The organism is Streptomyces sp. DSM 15324 (genome assembly GCF_001514285.1).
Classification (GTDB): domain Bacteria; phylum Actinomycetota; class Actinomycetes; order Streptomycetales; family Streptomycetaceae; genus Streptomyces.
Genome location: NZ_KQ949025.1, coordinates 25,915 through 48,301, shown reverse-complemented (window position 1 = coordinate 48,301; position 22,387 = coordinate 25,915). Strand labels below are relative to the sequence as shown.

At 72.9% G+C, this 22,387-nt stretch carries 18 protein-coding genes and 1 tRNA gene; 11 read left to right on the top strand and 8 right to left on the bottom strand.

What is annotated here, in order from left to right:
* Positions 1–68: 68 nt before the first annotated feature.
* From AQJ58_RS10490 to AQJ58_RS10480, 3 genes are all read right to left on the bottom strand, one after another.
* Positions 69–1,334, bottom strand: coding sequence for an ATP-binding protein (locus AQJ58_RS10490; protein ID WP_067247921.1), 1,266 nt, complete (start codon positions 1,332–1,334; stop codon positions 69–71).
* Positions 1,331–2,110, bottom strand: coding sequence for a hypothetical protein (locus AQJ58_RS10485; RefSeq protein ID WP_067247918.1), 780 nt, complete (start codon positions 2,108–2,110; stop codon positions 1,331–1,333). The genes AQJ58_RS10490 and AQJ58_RS10485 overlap by 4 nt, the downstream gene beginning before the upstream one ends.
* 181 nt (positions 2,111–2,291) lie before the next feature.
* The gene (locus tag AQJ58_RS10480; RefSeq protein WP_067247915.1) at positions 2,292–2,801 is read right to left on the bottom strand and encodes a protein-tyrosine phosphatase family protein; all 510 of its coding nucleotides are present in this window, start codon (positions 2,799–2,801) and stop codon (positions 2,292–2,294) included.
* 163 nt (positions 2,802–2,964) lie between these two features.
* Between AQJ58_RS10480 and AQJ58_RS10475 the strand changes: the two genes are divergently transcribed.
* Positions 2,965–3,768 carry a hypothetical protein gene (locus AQJ58_RS10475; protein WP_067247914.1) on the top strand — a complete coding sequence of 268 codons (804 nt, stop codon included), beginning with the start codon at positions 2,965–2,967 and terminating at the stop codon, positions 3,766–3,768.
* 520 nt (positions 3,769–4,288) lie between these two features.
* Here AQJ58_RS10475 and AQJ58_RS10470 read toward each other — a convergent pair.
* The 3 genes from AQJ58_RS10470 to ligD all read right to left on the bottom strand — a co-directional run bounded on the left by AQJ58_RS10470 (position 4,289) and on the right by ligD (position 6,720).
* Entirely contained in the window at positions 4,289–5,050 is a 762-nt protein-coding gene (locus AQJ58_RS10470) for a DUF2182 domain-containing protein (RefSeq protein ID WP_067249610.1), read from the bottom strand.
* Positions 5,047–5,661, bottom strand: a complete 615-nt coding sequence (locus tag AQJ58_RS10465) for a DUF1326 domain-containing protein (RefSeq protein ID WP_067247911.1) — start codon at positions 5,659–5,661, stop codon at positions 5,047–5,049. Before AQJ58_RS10465 ends, AQJ58_RS10470 begins: the two co-directional genes overlap by 4 nt.
* Before the next feature lie 165 nt (positions 5,662–5,826).
* Positions 5,827–6,720: a non-homologous end-joining DNA ligase gene (gene ligD / locus AQJ58_RS10460; protein WP_067247908.1), complete on the bottom strand. Its 894-nt coding sequence runs from the start codon at positions 6,718–6,720 to the stop codon at positions 5,827–5,829.
* A gap of 91 nt (positions 6,721–6,811) precedes the next feature.
* Between ligD and AQJ58_RS10455 the strand changes: the two genes are divergently transcribed.
* The 4 genes from AQJ58_RS10455 (at position 6,812) to AQJ58_RS10440 (ending at position 14,258) form a co-directional block, all read left to right on the top strand.
* On the top strand, positions 6,812–7,855 hold the full coding sequence (locus tag AQJ58_RS10455; RefSeq protein WP_067247906.1) for a non-homologous end joining protein Ku: 1,044 nt from the start codon (positions 6,812–6,814) through the stop codon (positions 7,853–7,855).
* A 424-nt stretch (positions 7,856–8,279) separates the two neighbouring features.
* Positions 8,280–10,037: a glycoside hydrolase family 35 protein gene (locus AQJ58_RS10450; protein WP_067247903.1), complete on the top strand. Its 1,758-nt coding sequence runs from the start codon at positions 8,280–8,282 to the stop codon at positions 10,035–10,037.
* 244 nt (positions 10,038–10,281) lie between these two features.
* Positions 10,282–13,065: a beta-galactosidase gene (locus AQJ58_RS10445; protein ID WP_234360018.1), complete on the top strand. Its 2,784-nt coding sequence runs from the start codon at positions 10,282–10,284 to the stop codon at positions 13,063–13,065.
* A gap of 125 nt (positions 13,066–13,190) precedes the next feature.
* On the top strand, positions 13,191–14,258 hold the full coding sequence (locus tag AQJ58_RS10440) for a LacI family DNA-binding transcriptional regulator (RefSeq protein WP_067247901.1): 1,068 nt from the start codon (positions 13,191–13,193) through the stop codon (positions 14,256–14,258).
* 20 nt (positions 14,259–14,278) lie between these two features.
* On the opposite strand, the gene AQJ58_RS10435 is transcribed toward AQJ58_RS10440, so the two are convergent.
* On the bottom strand, positions 14,279–15,010 hold the full coding sequence (locus AQJ58_RS10435) for a DUF4232 domain-containing protein (RefSeq protein WP_159056228.1): 732 nt from the start codon (positions 15,008–15,010) through the stop codon (positions 14,279–14,281).
* A 271-nt stretch (positions 15,011–15,281) separates the two neighbouring features.
* On the opposite strand from AQJ58_RS10435, the gene AQJ58_RS10430 reads away from it, so the two are divergent.
* The 5 genes from AQJ58_RS10430 to AQJ58_RS10415 all read left to right on the top strand — a co-directional run bounded on the left by AQJ58_RS10430 (position 15,282) and on the right by AQJ58_RS10415 (position 21,484).
* On the top strand, positions 15,282–17,066 hold the full coding sequence (locus tag AQJ58_RS10430) for an alkaline phosphatase D family protein (protein WP_067247897.1): 1,785 nt from the start codon (positions 15,282–15,284) through the stop codon (positions 17,064–17,066).
* A gap of 16 nt (positions 17,067–17,082) precedes the next feature.
* Positions 17,083–18,750 (top strand): FG-GAP repeat domain-containing protein, encoded by a 1,668-nt coding sequence (locus AQJ58_RS10425; RefSeq protein ID WP_079078844.1) that lies wholly within the window; start codon positions 17,083–17,085, stop codon positions 18,748–18,750.
* A 421-nt stretch (positions 18,751–19,171) separates the two neighbouring features.
* A complete protein-coding gene (locus AQJ58_RS45320; RefSeq protein WP_199844563.1) occupies positions 19,172–19,336 on the top strand; it encodes a hypothetical protein in 165 nt (54 codons plus the stop codon).
* Positions 19,337–19,781: 445 nt separating this feature from the next.
* A complete protein-coding gene (locus tag AQJ58_RS10420) occupies positions 19,782–20,150 on the top strand; it encodes a hypothetical protein (protein WP_159056227.1) in 369 nt (122 codons plus the stop codon).
* A 911-nt stretch (positions 20,151–21,061) separates the two neighbouring features.
* On the top strand, positions 21,062–21,484 hold the full coding sequence (locus tag AQJ58_RS10415; RefSeq protein ID WP_067247891.1) for a hypothetical protein: 423 nt from the start codon (positions 21,062–21,064) through the stop codon (positions 21,482–21,484).
* 79 nt (positions 21,485–21,563) lie between these two features.
* Here the strand turns inward: AQJ58_RS10415 and AQJ58_RS10410 are convergent.
* A tRNA-Arg gene (locus tag AQJ58_RS10410) sits at positions 21,564–21,635 on the bottom strand.
* A gap of 64 nt (positions 21,636–21,699) precedes the next feature.
* Between AQJ58_RS10410 and AQJ58_RS10405 the strand changes: the two genes are divergently transcribed.
* Positions 21,700–22,278 carry a response regulator gene (locus tag AQJ58_RS10405; protein WP_199844580.1) on the top strand — a complete coding sequence of 193 codons (579 nt, stop codon included), beginning with the start codon at positions 21,700–21,702 and terminating at the stop codon, positions 22,276–22,278.
* The last annotated feature ends 109 nt before the right edge of the window (positions 22,279–22,387 follow it).

Below are 22,387 nucleotides of genomic sequence, written 5' to 3'. Positions count from 1 at the left end.
GAAGAGGGTGAAACCGGCTCAGAAGCTGACTTGACGCCAGATTAGGAGCAGCTCGCGCGTGTCGCCCGTCACGCTGCGCCATCGGGGAGCTGCGCGGCCTGAGGCAGTGTCAGCGTGGCCACCGCCCCGCCCTCGGGCGCGTTGGCGAAGGCCAGCACGGCCCCCAGCACCTCCGCCTGGCCGACCGCGATGGTCAGCCCGAGCCCGTGTCCCCTCGCCCCGCCCTCCGTGCGGAACCGCTGCGGCCCGTGCGCGAGGAGGTACTCCGGATAGCCGTCCCCGTGATCCCGAACGGCGACCACCGGCCCGTCCACCGTGAGGACCACCGGGCCCCGCCCGTGCCGGTGCGCGTTGGCCACCAGATTGCCCAGCACCCGTTCGAGGCGCCGCCGGTCGGTCTCGACCCGTACGTCCCGTACGACCCTGATCTCCGTGTCGGCTCCGGACGCCCGTACGACCCGCCGGGCCAGCGCGCCCAGCTCCTCGGTGTCCAGCTCCAGCCGCTCCCGCCCGGTCTCGAGCCGGGAGATCTCCAGCAGGTCCTCGGTGAGGGTGCGCAGCGCGGCGACCCGGTCGCGCACCAGCTCCGTCGGCCGGCCCGGCGGCAGCAGCTCGGCCGCGGCGTGCAGTCCGGTCAGCGGGGTGCGCAGCTCATGGGCCACGTCCGCGGTGAAGCGCTGCTCGCTCAGCAGTTTGCCCTGGAGCGTGGCCGCCATGGTGTCGAGCGCGGCGGCGACCGCCCCGACCTCGTCCTGCGGCCGGCCCGGCTGCCTGGCCCGGGGGTCGTCCACCCGCGCGTCCAGATCGCCGGCGCTGATCCGCCGGGCCACCCGCGCGGTCGTGTGCAGCCGGCGGGTCACCCGGGTCACCGCGAACGCGCCCACGAGGAGCGTGGCGCCGATGGCCAGCCCCGCGGACCACAGGATCGCGGAGTCGAGCGCCTCGATGGTGCGGGCGCTCTGCGTGTAGTCGACGCGGACGGCGAGGGCCCGTCCCCCGTCGGCCGGACCGGCCGCCCACATCGTGGGGCGCCCGGCGGTGTCGGCGACCATCGTGCCGCGCTCCCCGGCCAGCGCCAGGGACCGCAGCGGGGCGGGCAGCCCCGGCGGGTCGACGCCCGCGCCCCCGCCGAGGCTGTCCCCGGCCTCGAACGCCTTCGTCGCGTCCGTCAGCCGGGACAGCGCGAGGTCGCGGGCCTGGCCGACGGTCTGGTTGGTCACCGACACGTGCACGAGGACCCCGAGCAGGGCGGCGAGCGCACAGCACATCACCGTGATGAACACGGCGGTCTTCAGGGCGAGCGTGCCGGCCCACCGGGGGAGCGCGAGCCTCATCGGCCGCTCGCCGGGGCGGCGGGGGAGGTGCCGGGGGAGGCGGACGCGGAAGGGCGCGGCGAGAGGCGTCTCCCGGGTGTTCCGATGCGCAGCATCTCGTCGTGGGTGAGCAGCATGGCGCGCTGCTGCGGGTCCCAGGTCCACTGCAACCGGTACTCGTAGCCGGCGACCTCCGAGGGGGCCCGGATGATCAGGGCGCGGCCGGCCAGTTCTACGCCGCTGACCGCGTCCTCGTAGGCCATGACCTGGACGAGCCGCCGGCCGCGGACGGTGTACACCCGGACGGCGGTGAGCTTGCCGGGCAGCTGCCGGAAGCCGAGCGTCATGTCGTCGCGCCCGTCGCCGGTCAGATCGCGGTAGTACGCCTGGAGGACCGGGCACGCCCGCCCGGCCGTGCCGCTCTTCCCGCAGTCGCTCATCCGCCGGGCGGTCTGCTGGTACGCCCCCGGGCCGTAGTCGCCGGGATGTGCGGCGATCTCCGCGCGGACGACGGCGACCGGGTCCACCTTGTGGATGTCCCCGCCGGGGACGGTGACGCCCTTCACCACCTCGGTCTCCACCTCGCCGATCGCGAAGGCGGGGCTGGAGGCGGGGGTCAGGTTCGGCCAGAGCCGGTCGGGGCTGATCGCGGTCGCGGTCGGTCCGGCGCCCTGGAGCCCGCCCGCGTCACCGCAGGCCGCCGCCGCCGTGGCCAGCAGGGCGGCTGTGGCGACGGCGCGGGCGATGCGGGCCGGGCGAGGGGGGAGGCTGAGCGGCACGGGACTCCTGAGGTGCATGGCGATGCGCGGCCCCGTACACCTTATTCGTAGGGAAGTCCTTTTTGCGTACCGGGTAGTGCCGGGTGGTACGAGGGCCGGAGGGCGGAGCGGAGAGTGGATCGGAGAGTGGATCGGAGGGCGGCGCGGAGGATGCGACTGTGGATGCGACGGAGGATGGAGAGGAAACGATTGTGCACGGTCACTCGGCCAGCTCCTCCAGCAGCCTGGCCGTCGGCAGTCCGGCCCGCAGGTACTCCACGAACAACTCGTTGTGCAGGGCCCAGGGAGAGCGCCGCGACCGTATCAGCCGGATCGCCTCGTCGGCCGGGTGGCCCCGCCTCACCAGCGTGTGGGCGACGACCAGCCCCGACCGGTTGTATCCGCTGTAGCACCGCACCAGGACCCTGCGCCCCTGTTCCAGGGCCTCGCCGGCGGCCTGGGCCAGCCGGATCACGCCCGCGAGCTGGGTGCCGTCCAGCGGCCCGTCCGGGATCGGCCACACATGGTGCACCACCCCCGGGTCCGGACCGTGGCCCGAGCGGGCCCGGGTCAGCGTCTGGACGAGATCGAACTCGTCCCGCACCACGGCGAGGGCCGGCTGCCCGGAGGGCCCCCGGTACTCGTGGCAGCCCATCCACAGCCCCGGCACGATCTCGTCCCACGGACGGTCCGGAGCCGGTACCTCGGGTTGCTTCCTGCGGGTCCGCAACGGCGCCTCCCCACGCGCGCTCCCTGAGGGCCCGTGTTCTGCCCCAGGTCGGGGACATGACACAGGGCCCGAGCCCTATGACCTGCCCAACTCCTCCCCAAGGTAACCGCCTTCTTGCCCTCGCAGCACCCCGCCTGTTCCCATGGTCATGGGGTGATGACGCATGACCGGACTGCGCGTCGTACCGACCTGGCGGCATGGCCGGGAGCGGCTCTACGTCTGTCTCACCGACGGCAGGAACATCGCCTGGTACGACCGTGAGGCGGCCCGGGTCAATCTGCTCGCCGACGACCGACGCGAGGAGGTCCTGGAGGCGCTCGGCCCCTTCCTGACCGGCTCGGTCACCGTCGGCCCGCCCCCGGTGCCCACCCCCGCCGAACTGGCCCGCCTCGCCCTCCACCCGGACGACGACCTCGCCCCCAACCGTCCCGGCGAGGCCCTCCTGGTCTCCCTGGACCGCGACCCGGCCCCTGCCCATCGGCTGCGGCCCGACCCGCGCCGGCACGCCCTGACCGCCGAGCAGACGGTCGGCGAGGCCCTGGACCGGCTGGACGGGGCCGGCTGGCACACCCTGCACTCGATCCCGCTCCCCGGCGGCGACCGCCTCCACCACCTGACGATCGGCCCGGGCGGCCTGTTCACCATCCACTCCCTCTACGCCCGTAAGGCCCGCGTCCGCGTCGCCGACCCGCACGTCACCCTGGGCCGGCGCGACCCCGCCCCCCTGCTGCGCCGCCTGCGCGCCGACGCCGCCCGCGCCTCCCACGCCCTCACCGCCGAGGTCCGCTCCGTCCTGGCGCTGGTCGCCCCCACGGAGGTCACCTTCACCACGGCCCCCCGCGAGGTCCGCGTCCTCACGGCCCCCGAGATCGAGAACTTCACCCGCCTCGGCGGAGTCCTGAAGCCGGCCGACGTCGAGGCGCTGCACGCGATGGCCCGCGACCGCAACACCTGGACCCACCTCTGACCACCCCGGCGGCCGGGAGCGCTCGCTCTTCCGCGGGAAAGAGATACCTCGGGCCTCGGCCTGCTGTCCCGGCCGTGCGGGTCCCGGTCGACTGCCCCGGTCGTGCGGATCCCGGTCGGCTGCCGCGACCGTGCGGGCCTTGGTCGACTGCCCCGGCCGTGCGGGCGGCGGGCGCGCCCCAAACCTCGCATGCCGGCCGCCCTCGCTACCGCCGGTGAGGCCTGGGCCGGTGTGGGGGTTCCGGAGTCGGCGACGGCAGGGACGATACCCCGGGGAGGGTATGCGCGGCGCCGGTCGGCTGTCCCGGCCGTGCGGGCCCCGGTCGGCTGTCCCGCCGCTCGCCCGCCACCGGGCGCGCGCCCCCACCTCACACGTCGGGCCGCCCGCCCCCGCCACCGCCGGGGAGGCCCGGAGCGTGCGATGGCCGGGATGATACCCCAGGCGGGTATGTGCCGGCCCCGTCGGGCGGTGTCGGTCGCTCACCGCACACCAGCACACCAGCCACCGGGCGCGCCCGTCCTCACATGCCGGTCATACCGCCGCCGCCGGTGAGGCCCGGAGCCAGTGACGGGAACCAGAAGACGGCCACGGCCAGGGCGATCGAGGCGATCCCCACCGCGCGGGCCACCAGGCGGCCGGCCGGAGCGAGTTTCTCGGCGGTGATCACGGCGGCCAGGGCCACCATGGCCCACACGTTCATCACGCCGAACGCCGCCAGCAGCACCATCAGCGACCAGCAGCAGCCCAGGCAGTAGGCCCCGTGGTGGGCTCCGGCACGCAGATCGCGCGAGCGTCCCGGGTACGCGGCGTAGCGCAGCATCAGGCCCAGGGGCGAGCGGCACCTCGCCAGGCAACGGTCCTTGAGGGGCGTGAGCTGGTAGACGCCGCTGACCGCGAACACGGCCGCGGCCACCGCCGTGCCCGCCGCGGAGGGCAGCCGCGCCGCCCGGCCGAGGCCGACGGCCAGCGCGTACGCAGGCAGCCCGGCCGCGGCCCAGACGAGCAGGTAGGCGGCCGTGAAAACGACCATGCGCGCGGCCCGGTGCACGGTGATGGTGCGCGCGTACAAGGCGGCGACCGGTGCCGTGGCGGGCAGCATCATCGCCGTCATCATCAGCGTCCACACGCCCAGGAACGCGGCCGGCCCCAGGCCCATGGTGCCGGGCATCGCCGACATGCCGCCCCAGCGCGTCACCGTCCAGACCCAGGCGGCGGCCGCCACGACCAGCAGCAGCCCGACGGGGGCCACCCGCACGCGGCCGGTGGCCGGCCCCGCGGTCATCCGGACCACGTGAACGGGGCCGAGTGTCCGTTGCCGCCCGTGAAGTCCCAGGTCCGGCCGTACACACCGGTGCCCGTCGCCCGGGTGGACCGGGCGACCGTCAGTGTGCTGTTCACGGGGTGGAACAAGCCCGTCAGCTTCATCACCGGGCCGTCCTCGCCGTGCTGAGGGGCGACCTGGTCCTCGATCTCGACGTCGATGGTCTCGCCCACCCGCGCGGAGTGGTGGCGACCGTCGTCGCGGTAGTCGATGGGGACGCGCTGCACGCCGAGGACCTCGCCGATGAGCGGGGTGAGCCCCGCCATCGGCCCGCCCGCCTGGCCCGAGAAGACCTTGCCCAGCGCCTCCGCCTGGCCGTCGTCGGCTGCCGCGTCGACGTACAACGCCACCTGCCAGCCGCCCTCGGCCATCACCCGCGGCCCGTCGACGAAGACGGCCACGCTGCGGTCGGAGACGTCGACGTCGTCCACGGTCCCGCTGTCCACGTGGAACGCGAAGGTCACCTGGCAGCGCTCGTGGTCGGCCGGCGCGGTCAGGCCCGACGTGGTGCAGGGGCACACCACGTCGCAGTTGCAGGTCTCCAGGTACGTGCCGCTCAGTTTCCAGGGCATGACACTTCCTCCCTGTCGTGCGGCCCCCGGGGCAAGGGGACGCATCGGGAGGATCCGCTCCGCCCCGGCGCCGCTTCACTCCAGGCTATTCCCGACGGGCCCCGGGGCGCAGATCCGCCGCCCGTCGCCGGACGGCCCCCGTGAAACCGGGTCGGACGCGCCCCCTCACCCCGGCACCCCGCCCGCGCGGTCCGGGTCCAGCACCGGCGCCAGGAGGTCGCCCCACTCCCGCACCCGTTCCATCACCTCGCCCGCCCCCAGCGTCATCCGGCCGGCCTCCCCCGACCCCGCGACGTCGTCCACCTCCTCCCAGCGCACCGGCGCCGACACCAGCGGAGTCTCCCGGGCCCGCAGGGTGTAGGCCGTGGCCGTCGTCTTGCGGGCCGCGTTCTGGCTCCAGTCCACGAACACCTTCCCCGGCCGCAGACTCCGTGTCATCCGGTGCAGCACCAGCGAGGGCATCGCCCGCTCCGCCTCCACCGCCAGCCTCTTCGCATACTCCGTCACCCGCTGCGACGAAGCCCCCCGCACCGCCGCCACCAGGTGCAGCCCCTTCGACCCGGACGTCTTCGCGTACGCCTCGATCCCGTCCTCCGCCAGCCGCTCGCGCAGCCACAGCGCGACCCCGCAGCACTCCGCCACGCCCGCCGGCGCCCCCGGGTCGAGGTCGAAGACCAGCCGGTCGGCGTGCCCGGGGTCCTGGAACACCCACTGGGACGTATGGAACTCGGTCACCAGGTTCGCCGCCCACATCAGGCTCGCCAGATCCTGTACGACCACCATCCGCGCCGGCCCCTCCGAGCGCGGCACCTCCGCCGTGGTCACCCACTCGGGCGTCCCCGGCGGCACGTTCTTGGCGAAGAACACCTGGCCGCCCGGGCCGTCCGGATAGCGCAGGAAGGACAGCGGCCGGTCCCGCAGATGGGGGAGCAGGACGTCGGCGACCGTGGCGTAGTAGTGGAGCACCTCGCCCTTGGTGAAGCCGGTCGCCGGATACAGCACCTTCTCCAGATTGCTGAGGGCGAGCCTCCGCCCCTCCACCTCCGCGATCGGCGTCATACGATGAGAATCACATGAATCGCACAAATCACGCAAAGAGTGCGAATCATTCAATTTGCCGTAATTTCCCGTGCTCAGGAGGCCGCTGCCCGTGCGATCCATCTGGAACGGCGCCATCTCCTTCGGTCTCGTCAGCATCCCGATCAAGCTGGTGAACGCCACCGAGAGCCACTCGATCTCCTTCCGCCAGATCCACACCGAGGACGGCGGCCGCATCCGCTACCGCAAGGTCTGCGAGCTGGAGGACCGCGAGGTGAGCACCGCGGAGATCGGCAAGGGCTACGAGGACGCGGACGGCACGATCATCCCGATCACCGACGAGGACCTGTCCCACCTCCCCCTGCCGACCGCGAAGACGATCGAGATCGTGGCCTTCGTCCCGGCCGACCGGATCGATCCCCTCCAGATGGACGCCGCCTACTACCTCCAGGCCGGCGGCGCGCCCGCCGCGAAGCCGTACACCCTCCTGCGGGAAGCCCTCAAGCGCAGCCGCAAGGTCGCCATCGCCAAGTACGCGCTACGAGGCCGTGAGCGCCTCGGCATGCTCCGGGTGGTCGGCGACGCGATCGCCATGCACGGCCTGCTCTGGCCGGACGAGGTCCGCGCCCCCGAGGGCCTCGCCCCCGACACCGACGTCACCGTCCGCGACAAGGAACTCGACCTCGCGGACGCCCTGATGGACACCCTCGGCGAGGTCGACCTCGACGACCTGCACGACGAGTACCGGGAGGCCGTCGAGGAGGTCATCGCGGCGAAGGCGGCCGGCGAGGCACCGCCCGAGACGCCCTCCGCACCCTCCGGCGGCAAGGTCCTGGACCTGATGGCGGCCCTGGAGAACAGCGTGCGCGCCGCCAAGGAGTCGCGGGGCGAGGCGCCCCCGGCGGAGGCCGGGGTCAGATCCCTCTCGCGCCCCAAGGAGCCGGCCGGGAAGAAGTCCACCTCGGCCACGAAGCGGGCGGAGCCCGCCGCCCGCAAGTCGACGGCCCGGACCGCCAAGACCGCCAAGTCGGCCCAGAGCGCCAAGAAGGCCACGTCGGCGACGAAGAGCACGGCCAAGAAGACCGCCGCGAAGAAGACGGCGACGGCCAAGAAGACCCCGGCGAAGAAGACGGCGGCCCGCAAGCGTACGGCCTGAGCGGGCGGCGTTCCGCCGGCTCCTCGGGGAGCCGGCGTCCTCGATGCTCACCCGCTCACCCGCTCACCCGCTCACCCGCTCACCCGCTCACCCCGGCTCCGGCACTCTTGACGGGGTGGATGTTACCGGTAACATCGAACTTCGGCGGAGAGCACGACATCCGCGGCCTCGGCGGGCCGGCCTCCCCGGCGGGCGGGGTCGCGGCGGGCCCTGCACCCGGCAAGGTTCGGGTGGTCGGGCGTCCGCGCCCTACCCCTGCTGCTCGCCGCGGTGTCGGCGCTGTGTCCCGCCGTCGGAGCTGTGTCTCTCGCCGCGACCCTCCGGCCGACCCGGGCGACGCGCACCTCGGCCTGACCGTCACCCCCGGCCCGCACCCCGCCCGCAGCACGTCACTCCGTACCGAACCGCACCGAAGGGGAACCCCATGCCCGCCCTGACCACGACCACCGACGGCTTCCTCCTGCACGGCACCCCCTTCCGTATCCTCTCCGGAGCGCTCCACTACTTCCGCGTCCACCCGGACCAATGGCCCGACCGCCTGCGCAAAGCCCGCCTCATGGGCCTGAACACCGTGGAGACGTACCTCCCCTGGAACCTCCACGAGCCCACCCCCGGCACCCTCGACCTCGACGGCCTCCTCGACCTCCCCCGCTTCCTGCGCCTCGCCCAGCAGGAGGGCCTCCACGTGCTCCTGCGCCCCGGCCCCTTCATCTGCGCCGAGTGGGACGGCGGCGGCCTCCCCTACTGGCTGACCTCGGACCCCGACATCCGCCTGCGCACCAGCGACCCCCGCTTCACCGACGCCTTCGACCGCTACCTCGACCTGCTCCTGCCCGCCCTCCTGCCGTACATGGCCGCGTCCGGCGGACCGGTCATCGCCGTCCAGATGGAGAACGAGTACGGCGCGTACGGAGACGACACCGCCTATCTCAAGCACGTGGAAAGCAGCCTCCGCTCCCGCGGCGTCGAGGAACTCCTCTTCACCTGCGACCAGACCGACGGCGACCACCTCACCCGGGGCACCCTCCCCGGTGTCCTCGCGACCGGCACCTTCGGCAGCCGCGTCGACACCTCCCTCGCCCGGCTGCGCGAGCACCAGCCCGAAGGCCCGCTGATGTGCTCGGAGTTCTGGATCGGCTGGTTCGACCACTGGGGCGGCCCGCACCACGGCCGGGACGCCGCGGACGCCGCCGCCGACCTGGACCGCCTCCTCGCCGCGGGCGCCTCCGTCAACATCTACATGTTCCACGGCGGCACCAACTTCGGTTACACCAACGGCGCCAACCACCACCACGCCTACGCGCCCACCATCACCTCGTACGACTACGACGCCCCGCTCACCGAGAGCGGCGACCCCGGCCCCAAGTACCACGCGTTCCGTGAGGTGATCGCCCGTCATGCCGGGCTCCCGGACGAGCCGGTGCCGTCCCCGGCCCGCAAACTGCCCGTCACCGAGGTCGAGTTGACCCATCGGCTCGCTCTCCTCCAGCAGCTCGGCCACGACGGGGTGCACTCCGCCGACCCCGTCACCGCCGACGCGCTGGGCCGGCGCGCCGGTTACGTCCTCTACCGGACCACCGTCCCCGCCGCGGGGCCCGGCCTGCTCCACTTCGAGGGCGGAGTCGGCGACCGCGCCCAGGTCTTCGTCGACGGCGCCCCCGCCGGCGTCCTCGAACGCGAGCGCTACGACGAGACCCTCCCGATCCACGCCCCCCGCGCCGGCGCGCGACTCGACGTCCTGGTGGAGAACATGGGCCGGGTCAACTACGGCCCCCGCATCGGCGTCCCCAAGGGCCTGCTGGGCCCGGTCACCCTCGACGGCGAGGCCCTCCAGGGCTGGGACTGCCACCCGCTGCCCGCGGACGAGGCGCCGCCCACCGCCGCCTTCGCCCCGGCGACCACCCCCACCTCGGCCGAACCGGCCTTCCACCGGGGCACGTTCGAGGTCGACGAACCCGCCGACACCTTCCTCTCCCTCCCCGGGTGGACCAAGGGCCAGGCCTGGGTCAACGGCTTCCACCTGGGCCGCTACTGGAACCGGGGCCCCCAGCGCACCCTCTACGTCCCGGCCCCCGTCCTGCGCCCCGGCACCAACGCCCTGGTCCTCCTCGAACTCCACGGCACGACGACCCCCAGGGCCCACCTCGTGAACACCCCGGACCTGGGCCCTACGACCCCCTGACACCGCCCCCGACCTCGCCTTGCCTGCGGCCCGGCCCGGCCCGCCGCGGCCCAGGCCCAGGCCCACCCCGTTCCCGACGTGGACCCGGCTCGGCCCGGGTCCCGGCTCGGCCGTGAACCAGGCCGGCCTCGCGCCTGGATCCGGCTCGGGCTCGGGCTCGGCTCCCGGCTCGGGTCCGGCTGTCCCCCGCCCACAGCCACCCCCGCCCGCGTCAAGCCGCCCGCCCCACCCCGGAGTTCACCCGATGCCGTGTCACCACCTTCAGGTTCCCGGAGCCTCCGCACCGCCCCTGCGGGGGCATCTTCCCTTCTTCGACGCTCCGGGGGTTCCCGATCCCATCGAGGTGACCAGCCGCTGGCTGACCCGCGCCGGGCGCCCGTGGTTCCCCGTCTCCGGTGAGTTCCATTACTCCCGCCATCCCGCGGCCCGCTGGGAGGAGGAGCTCCTGAAGATGAAGGCGGGCGGCGTGACCGCGGTCACCTCCTACCTCATCTGGATCCACCACGAGGAGACCGAGGGCGACCTCCGCTTCGACGGCGACCGCGACGTGCGCCGGTTCGCCCGCCTCTGCGCCCGCCACGGCCTCGACTTCATTCCCCGCATCGGCCCCTGGTCCCATGCCGAGGTGCGCAACGGCGGTCTCCCCGACTGGGTCCTGGCCCGCACCACCGGACCCCGCACGGACGACCCGGCGTACCTCGCCGCCGTACGCCCCTGGTTCGCGGCGATCGGCGCCCGGCTCGCCGGACTGGACCGCGCGTCCGGCGGGCCGATCGTCGCCGTGCAGATCGAGAACGAGCTGTACGACCAGCCCGGCCACCTGCTGACCCTCAAACGCATGGCTCGGGAAGCCGGCCTCGACGCACCCCTGTGGACCTCCACCGCCTGGGGCGGCGTGCGGCTCCCCGGCGACGAACTGCTCCCGCTCTACGGCGGCTACCCGGAGGCCTTCTGGACCGAGCACGACGGCGGCTGGCCCGACACCTGCCGCACGCACTTCTTCTTCACCCACCAGCGCGACGACGAGGGCATCGGCGCCGACCTGCGCGCCGACCTGCACCCCACGACCGTCCGCGGCACCGACCCGGCGGCCCAGGCCGACCGTTTCCCCTGGGTCACCTGCGAGCTGGGCGGCGGCATGGCGGTCGCCTACCACCGCCGCCCGCGCGTCGACGCCGCCGACATCGGCGCCCTCGCGCTCACCAAGATCGGCTGCGGCTCCGTCTGGCAGGGCTACTACATGGTCCACGGCGGCACCAACCCGCCCGGCGACCGCACCACCCTCCAGGAGTCCCACGCCACCGGCTACCCCAACGACCTGCCCGTCCTGACGTACGACTTCCAGGCCCCGCTGGGCGAGTACGGCCAGTACCGCCCGGCGTACGACGAACTCCGCCTCCAGCACCTGCTGCTCGCGGAGTTCGGCGAGCGGATCGCCCCCATGGAGTCGGCCCTGCCCGCCGACGGCCCGGCCGGCCGGCACGACAGCACCACCCTGCGCTGGGCGGTCCGCACCGACGGCCGCGCCCGCGGCTTCCTCTTCGTCACCAACCACCAGCCGCACGAGCCGCTGCCCGACCACGAGCGGACCACCTTCACGGTCGCGTTCCCGGACGCCGCACCCCTCACCCTCCCCACCACCCCCGTCACCGTCCCCTCCGGCGCCTACTTCTGCTGGCCCCTGCGCCTGGACGTGGCGGGCCTGCGCCTCGACTGGGCCACGGCCCAGCCGGTCTGCACGGTCGCCGACGAGGACGGCCGTACGGTGCTGGTGCTCGCCGCGACGGACGGCATCGCTCCCGAACTGGCCCTGGACGCACGGACGGTGGGGAGGGTCGTCACGGCGGGCACGGGGACCGTACGCCGCGAGGACGGGCGGGTCCTGATCACCGGCCTGCGCCCCGGTACCGACGCCCTCGTGGAGACGGAGACCGCCGACGGCACCCCGGTGGCCCTGCTGGTCCTGGACGCGACGACGGCCCGTACGGCCTACAAGGGCCGGGCCTGGGGAGCCCCACGGCTCATCCTCTCCCCGGAGGGGGTCGTCTTCGACGAGGTCCGGGACGAGGTACGCCTGCACGCCCGCACGGACCCGCGATCCGGCCGGCGGCCCACCCTGGCGGTCCTCCCCGCCCCGGCCCACCCCCCGACGGCCGCGGGCGCCACCCTGGAAGAGACCCGGGACGGCGCCCTGACCCGCTACACCCTCTTCCCCGACCTCGGCCCCGGCGTCGACCTCGGCCCCGGCGTCGACCTCGGCCCCGGCGTCGACCCCGGCCCCGGCGTCGACCCCGGCCCCGGCCTCGACCCCGGCCTCGACCTCGGCCCCGACCCCGGCCCCGGCCTCGACCTCGGCCTCGACCTCGGCCTCGACCTCGGCCTCGACCTCGGCCTCGACCCGGACCCCGGCGTCGACCCCGGCCCCGGCCCCGGCCTCGACCTCGGCCTCGACCCGGACCCCGGCCCCGACCCCGGCCCCGGCCTCGACCGCCTCGACCCGGACCTCGGCCTCGACCCGGACCTCGACCTCGGCCTCAGCCTCGACCCGGACCCTGACTCTGACCCTGCCCCCGACCCGTACCCGCACCGGGAGCCGGTGGCCACCCTCCTGCCGGACCCCTCGGTCAGGCTCCTGCGCCCGCCGGGCCCGGCGCCCACCCCCGTCACCGGTGTCCTGAACCGCGCGAGCGCCCCGGCCGACGAGCACTACGACACCGTGGCGGCCGTGTACCGGGTGGACGTCCCCGCGCAGGTCCCCGAGGGCACCCTGCTGCGACTGCACTGGACGGGGGACACGGCACGCGCGTACACGCGGGCCGGGCACCTCGTGGCGGACCAGTTCTTCTCCGGGCGCCCCTGGGAGCTGGCCGCGGAGCTGGTGCCGCCGGGCGAACCCGTCCTGCTGAAGGTGCTGCCGGCGGCCGCCGGGGCGAAGGTGTACACGCCGGTGGAGCCGGCCCCGGGCGTGGCGGAGGTGACTCGCGCGGAGTGGATACACCGCCCGACGTGGACGCTCCGCGCCACCTGACCCCGGCGCCGCACCCCGCCCGGCCTATCCTGTGGGCAGCCGGGCGGGGCAGGCCCGGTGGATCCACGGCCGGCGCCGGGCCGGTCCGCGGAGCAGTCCAGGCCGAAGGAAGCAGAGCACCCACCATGACCCAAGGCGCCGCCGACGGCCCGGCGACCAAGGGACGCAGCCGCCGCAACTTCGCCGGCACGCGCCCCGTGATGGACGACGTGGCGAAACTCGCCGGCGTCTCCAAACAGACGGTCTCCCGGGTGCTCAACGACAACCCGGCCGTGCGCGCCGAGACCCGCGAGGCCGTCCGGGCGGCGATGCGCACCCTCGGCTACCGCCCGAGCAGCAGCGCCCGCTCCCTGGCCAGCGGCCGCACCCGGATGCTCGGGGTGATCTCCTTCGACGCCGCGCGCTACGGCCCCGCCTCCACCCTCACGGCCATCAACACGGCCGCACAGGAGGCCGGTTACCTTGTCAGCTCGATCGCCCTGGACACCGCCGACAAGGACACCGTCATCCGCGCGGCGGACCGGCTCTCCGCCGAGGGCGCCGACGGAGTGATCGCGATCGCCCCCCAGTTGCGGGTCGCGCGGGCGCTGGCCGAGGCCCACTTGGACACCCCGCTGGTGGTCATGGACAACGACCTCGGCGACGGCACCCCCATGGTCACCTCGGACGCCCGCACCGGCGCCCGCAAGGCCACCGAACACCTCCTGTCCCTCGGCCACAGAACCGTCCGGCATGTGGCGGGCCCGACCGGCTGGACCTCCGCCGACCGCCGCGCCGACAGCTGGCGGGACACCCTGAAGGCGGCCGGCGCCGAGATCCACGCCCCGCTCATCGGCGACTGGAGCGCCGACTCCGGCTACGACCTGGGCCGCGCACTCGCCAAGGACCCGTCCGTCACCGCGATCTTCGTCTCCAACGACCAGATGGCCCTGGGCGTCCTGCGCGCCCTGCACGAGGCCGGCCGCGGCGTCCCCGAGGACGTCAGCGTCGTCGGCTACGACGACATCCCGGAGGCCGCGCACTTCCTGCCCCCGCTGACCACCATCCGTACGGACTTCACGGACATCGGCACCATCTCGCTGCGCATCCTGCTGGACCGCATCGACGCCTCCGCCGGCCCGCGGCCACCGGTACCGCCGCTGACCCTGGTCCCCGTGGACCTACGCGTCCGGGACAGCACGCGCACGCTCTGACCCACCGGCGGCGGGCGTCCTCACGTCGAGGGCGCGAACGCCTTGACCCGCACCCCGGTGTCGCAGACGCGCACCGCCTTCTTCCTGCCGTCCGAGGCGGTGAAGGCAGGGGTCAGCGGCCGTGACTCCCCGGGCGGGACGACGTCGAGCCCGGGGAACGCGTCGCACTCGTCGAGGCTGGCGAAAGTGAGCGCGGCGACGGCGGAATCGCCCGGCCCGAGGGTGACCTTCGGGGCCTCGGCGGCCGACCCGGCCCAGTCCACCGGCAGTTCGGTCCGCCCGGTCCGGCCCTCGAAGAGCAGCGAGGGGAAGCCGCGTACCGTGCAGGAGCCGTCGCCCACGTGGGTGAGCACGACGGAGGCCCGGCCCTGCCCGGTGCTCCGCGCCACGGCCGTCAGCTCCTGCGTACGGCAGTGATCGGCGGCGGGACTCGGCAGGGAATCGGCGCCGAAGAGCACGCCGGCGGACGGGCCTGAGGTGCCCCGGTCGGCACCGGCACCGGCACGTTCCTCGCCGGTCTTCCCCGTCTTCCCCGTCTTCCCGGTCTTTCCGGTGTCGTCGGTTTCGGCGCTCGCGTCCGGGTCCGCGTCCGGGGCCGAGCCCGCGCCGGACCCACCCCTCGGGACGTACCCGGTCTCGGCCGACGACACGTCGGGCGAGCCACCGGACGCCGTACCAGGGCCGGACGAGCAGCCCGCCGCCCCCACGAGGAGCAGGGCCGCCACGAAGGCGTACCTCATCGGTCGGCGCATGACTCCTGCTGCTTCATCGGCGGACGGACGCTTCATCGGACGGACGGACGGAGAGACAGGCGGGTGGACAGGGAGGTGGACGGGCGGGCCGACGGGGCGGGCAGATCAACGGATCATGCCCCCGCGGCCACGACTGTGAGGGTATTGCATAGAATCCACGGCGATCACTTTCACCGGTGCCGCGCAGCGCACCGCCTTCCGGGGGAAAGGCACACGCGTGCAGTCGAGCGACCATGCCATGCGCCGACGCAGGTTCCTGGGCGCAGGAGCCGTGACTCTGGGAGCCGCGGGGGCGGCCGCCGCCGGGCAGCTGCTGCCGGAGCGCGCCTCCGCCTCGGTGAGCGGCGCGGCCGCCGCGGCCGGCGCGGGCGCGGAGGTGAGCGGCACGGTCTTCAAGCTCGGCGTCGCCTCCGGAGATCCCCTGCCCACCGCGATCGTGCTGTGGACGAGGGTGCTGCCCGCGACCCCGGGCAACTCCGGAATCCTGCCGCCCACGGTGCCCGTGACCTGGGAACTCGCCGCGGACAGCGGATTCACCTCGATCGTCAGGAGCGGTACGGCGACCGCGAGCGGCAGCCTCGGGCACAGCGTCCACGTGGACGTCACGGGTCTGACGCCGGCCACCGACTACTGGTACCGGTTCAAGGCGCTGGACCGAACCTCCCCCACCGGCCGCACCCGTACCACCCCTGCCGCCGGCAGCACCCCCGAGAACCTGCGGATCGCGCTCGCCTCCTGCCAGAACTGGCAGCACGGCTACTTCACCGCCTACCGGGACATGCGCGCACAGCAGCCGGACCTGGTGCTGTTCGTCGGCGACTACATCTACGAGAGCTCCGCGTACTCGTACCGCGTCCGCCGCCACGAGGGCACCGGACAGCCCGTCACGCTCGCCCAGTACCGGGCCCGCCACGAGCAGTACAACACCGACCCGGACCTCCAGGCGATGCGTGCCGCCGCCCCGTTCGTCGTCGTCTTCGACGACCACGAGGTGGAGCAGGACTGGGCCGGTGACGTGGCGAACGACCCGGTGGCCTGGCCCACCGCCAAGTTCCGGGCCCGCCGTGCCGCCGCCTTCCAGGCCTTCTACGAGCACATGCCGATCCGGACCGCGCAGCGGCCCAGCGGCCCGGACGTCCAGATGTACCGCTCCCTCGACTTCGGCACCCTGGCCCGGCTGCACGTCCTGGACACCCGGCAGTACCGCGACGACCAGGCGACCACCGCCGCCGGCGCGCTGCAGAACGGCCGCGTCATCATGGGCGACACCCAGCGGGAGTGGCTGGTGCAGAGCATGAGCGGCTCCGGTGCGCGCTGGAACCTGGTCGCCTCCCAGGTGATGATGGCCGAGACCGACTTCCTGGCGGGGGTCGGCAAGGAGTGGTCGTACGACGCCTGGGACGGCTACCAGAAGGAACGCGCCGCCCTGCTGGCCGAGTTCCAGGACGTCCGCAACCCGGTCGTGCTGTCCGGCGACCGTCACCGCACCATCGTCAGCGACCTCAAGCTGGACTTCGCCGACCCCGACTCGGCCGTGGTCGGCGCGGAGTTCGTCGGGACGTCCATCTCCAGCAGCGGCGACGAGGACCTGGCCGCCTTCGCCGCCGAGTGGGCGCCCAAGCTGGCGGACAACCCGCACTGGAAGATGATCGACGCCCGGCGCGGCTATCTCCTCCTCGACATCACCGCCGACGGCATCGAGGCCCGGCTGCGGGCGATCTCCACGGTGCTCACGAAGAACGGCACGACGGCGACGGCCGCGACCTTCCGGGTGGAGGACGGGGTGCCGGGCGTGTACCAGGTGGGCGTGGAGCGGGAGACGGCGGCGAGCGCGCAGGACTCACCGTCCGGGACGGACGGGGCGACGGCCACCGCCGACCCGGCCGGGCCGGCGACGCCTTCCCCGGCCTCCACCCCGGAAGAGGCGACGGCCACGGCGGACGCGACCGCCGACACCGCCTCCGGGACGCCCCCCGACCTCCCCTCCGACGCCTCCTCCGGCACCCCTGGCGGCTCCGGCGTTCCCGTCACCCCCGTCGCCTCCACCACCCCCTGACCCTCCGGGAGAGCATGTGTTCACCCTCCGATCCCGGCGGCACGAGGCAGGTACCGGGCGCCGTTCCGGGCGCCGCCGCCCCCGCGCGCGGAAGACCTCGGCGCTGGCCGGCACGGTGGCGGTGCTGGTGGCCGGCGTCTTCGTACTGACGCCCGGCGACGCGGACGCGACCGCACCGGCGCGCGGCGACTTCGACGGGGACGGCACGTCCGACCTCGTCTACCGCAATGTGGCGGGCCAGCTGTACGTCAACACCGGCGCGGCCGAGACGATGGCCCTCGACACGGACGTGGCCAAGGTCAAGGACGTCCTGACCCCGGGCGACCTCGACTCGGACGGCGTCCAGGACGTGCTGACCCTGAGCCCGGCCGGTGTGCTCTACTTCCACACCGGCGTCTACGCCCGCACCCCCGGCGGTCTGGGTTCGTACCGCACGGTCGCGTCCGGCTGGCAGATCTACGACAAGGTCGTCGCCCCGGGCGACCTGAACAGCGACGGCAAGGCCGACCTGCTGGCCCGCACCCCGGGCGGCACCCTGTACTACTACCCCGGCACGGGCACCGGTGCCTTCGGCAGCCGGGTGACGGTCGGCACGGGCTGGCAGCAGTACGACCAGCTGATCGGCGCCGGTGACCTCAACGGCGACGGTGTCGGCGACGTCCTGGCCCGCACCCCGGCGGGGGTCCTCTACCGCTACACGGGCAAGAAGGGCGGCACCTTCAACGCCAGGGTCAAGGACACGAAGACCGAGTGGGCCTCGTACGGCCAGATCATCGGCGGCGGCGACTGGGACGGCGACGGCAGGACCGACCTGCTGGCCAGGGACTTCGCCGGTCAGCTCTGGTTCTACCCCGGCACCGGCACCGGCACCTTCGGCGCCAGGGCCGCCCGCAGCAAGGGCTGGGGCAAGGTGACCCAGTTCGCGGGGGCGGGGAACAACCCGCACTACGGCAAGTTCGGTGCGCTGGCCCGCACCTCGGCCGGCGCGGTCTACAGCTACCAGGTGAGCGGCACGGGCACCCTCACCGGCAGACTCCTCGTCGGCACGGGCTGGCCCACCTCCACCACCCGCCTGTCCTACGCCGTCTCCCTGCGCCAGAACGGCCTGGCGGACCTGGTCGTCCACTCCGTCGGCACGGGCAGACTGACCAACCCGGCGTACTACGCCCTCTCGGACCCCACCCTCGCCACGGGCTCCACCTCCTACCGCCGGATCGTGGGCCCCGGTGACGTGACCGGCGACGGCAGGAGCGATCTGCTGGCCGTCACCGGCGCCGGCACCCTCTACCTCTACCCGGGCGACGGCACCGGCACCTCGGTCGCCGCCCCGGCCAAGATCAGCACCGGCTGGCAGCGCTACAACGCCCTGCTCGGCGCGGGCGACTTCACCGGAGACGGCCGCCCGGACCTCCTGGCCCGGGACACCTCGGGCACCCTGTGGCGCTACGCGGGCACGGGCTCGGCCACCGCGCCCTTCGCCGCCCGGGTGAAGGTCGGAACGGGCTGGCAGGCCTACAAGAAGCTCTTCTCGCCCGGCGACGCCAACGGCGACGGCAAACCCGACCTGATGGCCACGACGTCCGCGGGCGCCCTGTACTTCTACGCCGGCACGGGGACGGGCGCCTTCAAGGCCCGGGTGAGCAAGGCGAGCAGCGGCTGGGGGAGTTGGGCGGACCTGCTGTGAACCGGGCCGGTTCAGGCACCGGGTGACGGCCTCCCCGAGCAGCTCTCCTCCGGGAAGCGGGCCGATTCCCGCCTCTCTGTGCCTCTCCGCCGGAGCCGGACGCTGCCCCGCCGCCGACCCTGCTGCGCCGCAGCACATCGGTGCCCCTCGCGCAGCACCGTCGCCGGCGCGGTCCCGATGCCGAGCGGCAACGCCCCGGTGCTGCCCCTGACCGGTGGGCGTCCTGGACGAGACGGATGATGACGACGCCGTAGCTCTTGATCCTCGGGGTGCTCCGTCCTCGGGGTGGTCCGCGGGGTGGTCCGCGGCTTCGGCAGGGCGCACGGCTACCGGGTCCGGGCCGAGCTGCTGTGCCTTCCCCGACGGGGCCCGGTCACTCGACCTCACCAAACTCCCAGGCCACCATGGCACGCACGCTGTCTTGACCACCACGACGGCCGTCGGCCTGGCGCCCGGCTTCCGCCCCGACGGCGGAGTGCGCGGCGTACTGGCCACGATGCTCCTGCTACTGGTCTACGCGGTCAGCGTCAGCTGGATCTTCGCCCCGCTGACGACGTACCTCTACCGCTCCAAGAGCCGCACCTGACCCCTGCCACCCCCCGAACGCGCCCCGCGCCCGGAAAAGGACGGCCCCTGACCGGGCAGACCGGTCGGGGGCCGTGGGGCTGAGTGCCGACTGCTGCCCGCTGTCAGTGCCGCCCGGGTGGGCACAAAGGTCCCCGGGAGCCACCTCGGGACTCTGGTTGCAAGCCATGGATCCCCACCCCTCTCATCCTCCATGACGACCCGCAGCGGCACTTCCACCGAAGCGGCTGTGCCGGAAGGCCTCAAGTACCCAGGGACGATGAGGCGATGAGGCGATGAGGTGATCGGAGTGGCTCGCCCCCTACGGGTACCGAGTGCGGGACGACTGCCCGGCCGGTCCCGCGTTGTCGGCGGCCCTCACCCCTGAGGGCGCCAGAGGCTTCCGTGTCGCTTGGCGTGGGTAGTCCAGAACCGCTACGGCTCCGCTCGCCGAACAGCGGTGCAGTATGAGTGAGATCAGATTCAACAAGCGTCGAGGCATGTCGGCGTTTGACGGAACCAACTACCACAATGACGGCAGGCCGTTCTGTCACTGGACCACCGAGGTCAGCTACTTGGACAAAAAGACCCGGACGTTTCGTTACATCTTTTCCAACACGCTGGCCGAATCGGGAGAGAAGGCGTACATCGGTTTCGGGGTCGTCCGCTTCCGCCGGGACGGGCGAGCTTGGTTGCCGGACCGAGGGTTCTTCATCTCTGGCAACCAGAGGGAGCAATACCGCACACATAGTATGGTCCCGCTCCACATGATTCCCACGGACCCGGTTGCCATCCGAGAGGTATTCCGCTCGCAACCGGGTCTTGATCATGCCTGATCCGCCCAGGTGACCTGCGGTTTTGATTCCCGCGAGGCACCCGGCAACTCGACCGCAGCACACCCTCATTGCCGATGTGCTGTTCAACGGCCCGCGTCGAGGCGACGGTTGCAAGCGTTCCCACTCGCTCGCGGCACTCACCCGAGTACGTGCGCGGTACCTTGAAGTACTCCGTCCTTCGTCATAAGGGAAGTTCTCATGGCTCGCCGTTCCCCGGGCGAGATCAGGGCTGAATGGCCTAGACGCCAACTGACCAGCAGAATCCCGGTCATTGACGGCTTGTGCGCCGCGACGAATCACGAGATCGCTCGGTTCGAGTCCCGTCATCAGCTGCCGGCAGGGCATGTGGCCCGTGCCTTCAGCGCCTGGGCTCTGGCCCTGCACGAGTGGCCGGGGCAGGGCGCAAACCACGGCTACGGGACAACGTGCTGGAAGGACATGCACGCCCGAACGCTGTTGCAGGATGTCGCGGCCTCGATGCGACGCAGGAGCAGACGTGACTTCCTGGCGGTGGTTGCTCCCTTGGACGAACGCTATGTGGCACGAACACTCCCTGATCCCTACGCGGCGAGCGGGGACCCATGGTGGAAGCGGCGCCTCAGGGACAAGGCATGACGTTGGATGATCTTCGCGGCTCGCACCGAAGTGCCTGCCGAAAGCAGGTACCGGCACTGGCGCCGCTCTCGGGGGTGCTGACGGCTGAGAAGGTCGAACAGGTGTACAGCGTCGCTCGCCCTCGCCAGACTTGGAGTCGGGCCTGACCCCGCGCCTCAGCGAGGTGCCTGCCGGCTTTCCCTGCGGGATCTGTGGGTGGGCTCCAGGGTGTGCCCATCGTCGGGCCCCGGTGCCCTGTCACTGCCGTCTCTTACGCTCCGCTGTTGCACAAACAATTCGATGGAGAGGGGACGCATATGGGCGCCAACGCATGGACCCACACAGGCCCGTATCAGCGTGATCTGGCGGCCGCGTTCCGGCAGGCCCAGGAAGACGAGCTGGCGCGGGACAACCACGGCTTCGAGGGCCGGTCCCTCGAGGAACTCTGGCGCGACCCGGAGTGGCAGGAGTACATCTTCACCGGCGGCACAGGCACCGTGCTGGACTTCCCTCTCATGATCGAGGCCGCGGACAGCGACGACGGCCCGTTCATGCGACCGCTGACCGATGGTGAGGTGCGTGCGTGGGCTCCCCACGGCCGGCCCACCTACGAGGAGTGGGACCTCGCTCTCTATTCCGAGCAGTTGGAATACCCGGGCCGCGCCCAAGGGAACTGCACAGTCCTCTACCGCGACGGTAGGCCCGCGCAGATCGGCTACTGGGGTGTCACCGCCGACTAGGGGCAACCCGTACCATACGCGAAGACCCCGTTATCAGCGTTTCCGCTGGTGACGGGGTCTTTAGGCACCTAATCCAAGGTGCCCCCGGCAGGATTCGAACCTGCGCACACGGCTCCGGAGGCCGTTGCTCTATCCCCTGAGCTACGGGGGCGTGTCGGGTGCGGGCTGTTGCTCGCGGCGACAGGTGGAACACTACCAGCTCCCCCGGGGTGTTCATGAACGGGTTTACGTCGGCGAGGAGGGGCGGGTGTCGCCCGCACGGGGTGGAAGTGGGGAAAACCCGGACGCGGTGGCCGGTGTCGACCTACTCTCGAGTTGTGCCAGGCGCGTCGGGTCGGGTGCTTGTTGTGGACGACAACAAGGTCATCCGGCAGCTGATCAGGGTCAATCTCGAGCTTGAGGGTCTCGAGGTCGTGACCGCCTCCGATGGTGCCGAGTGTCTGGAAGTCGTTCATCAGGTGCGGCCCGACGTCGTCACGCTCGACGTCGTCATGCCCCGTCTGGACGGCCTTCGGACCGCCGCTCGGCTGCGTTCCGATCCCCGGACGCGTGATCTTCCCCTCGCGATCATCAGCGCGTGTACTCCGTACGAGATCGAGGCCGGCCTTGACGTCGGCATCGACGCGTTCCTCGCCAAGCCCTTCGAACCCCATGAACTCGTCGCCCTCGTACGGCAGTTGCTGGACGGGGCGCCGAGCGAGGACCGCCGAGGCAGTGGGCTCGGTAGGGGATTCGGGCTCGGGACCTCCCTTGGGGCCGGGCAGGGGAGTGGGGGGCCTGCCGCTTCGGAATAGGGTTTCGGAAGGTTTCGGAAGGTTTGGGAGTAGGGGCAGTGCGGGAGGCCAGGGCCATCAAGCCCGGCGTCCACATCCCGGGACCTCCCCAAACCGGCTCGCCTACCCA

Bases quoted from the DNA above. Each gene is read 5' to 3' on its own strand.
- AQJ58_RS10490 (WP_067247921.1), bottom strand. From the start codon at position 1,334: ATGAGGCTCGCGCTCCCCCGGTGGGCCGGCACGCTCGCCCTGAAGACC.
- AQJ58_RS10485 (WP_067247918.1), bottom strand. From the start codon at position 2,110: ATGCACCTCAGGAGTCCCGTGCCGCTCAGCCTCCCCCCTCGCCCGGCC.
- AQJ58_RS10475 (WP_067247914.1), top strand. From the start codon at position 2,965: ATGACCGGACTGCGCGTCGTACCGACCTGGCGGCATGGCCGGGAGCGG.
- AQJ58_RS10470 (WP_067249610.1), bottom strand. From the start codon at position 5,050: ATGACCGCGGGGCCGGCCACCGGCCGCGTGCGGGTGGCCCCCGTCGGG.
- AQJ58_RS10465 (WP_067247911.1), bottom strand. From the start codon at position 5,661: ATGCCCTGGAAACTGAGCGGCACGTACCTGGAGACCTGCAACTGCGAC.
- ligD (WP_067247908.1), bottom strand. From the start codon at position 6,720: ATGACGCCGATCGCGGAGGTGGAGGGGCGGAGGCTCGCCCTCAGCAAT.
- AQJ58_RS10450 (WP_067247903.1), top strand. From the start codon at position 8,280: ATGCCCGCCCTGACCACGACCACCGACGGCTTCCTCCTGCACGGCACC.
- AQJ58_RS10445 (WP_234360018.1), top strand. From the start codon at position 10,282: ATGCCGTGTCACCACCTTCAGGTTCCCGGAGCCTCCGCACCGCCCCTG.
- AQJ58_RS10440 (WP_067247901.1), top strand. From the start codon at position 13,191: ATGACCCAAGGCGCCGCCGACGGCCCGGCGACCAAGGGACGCAGCCGC.
- AQJ58_RS10435 (WP_159056228.1), bottom strand. From the start codon at position 15,010: ATGCGCCGACCGATGAGGTACGCCTTCGTGGCGGCCCTGCTCCTCGTG.
- AQJ58_RS10420 (WP_159056227.1), top strand. From the start codon at position 19,782: ATGAGTGAGATCAGATTCAACAAGCGTCGAGGCATGTCGGCGTTTGAC.
- AQJ58_RS10415 (WP_067247891.1), top strand. From the start codon at position 21,062: ATGGGCGCCAACGCATGGACCCACACAGGCCCGTATCAGCGTGATCTG.
- AQJ58_RS10405 (WP_199844580.1), top strand. From the start codon at position 21,700: ATGAACGGGTTTACGTCGGCGAGGAGGGGCGGGTGTCGCCCGCACGGG.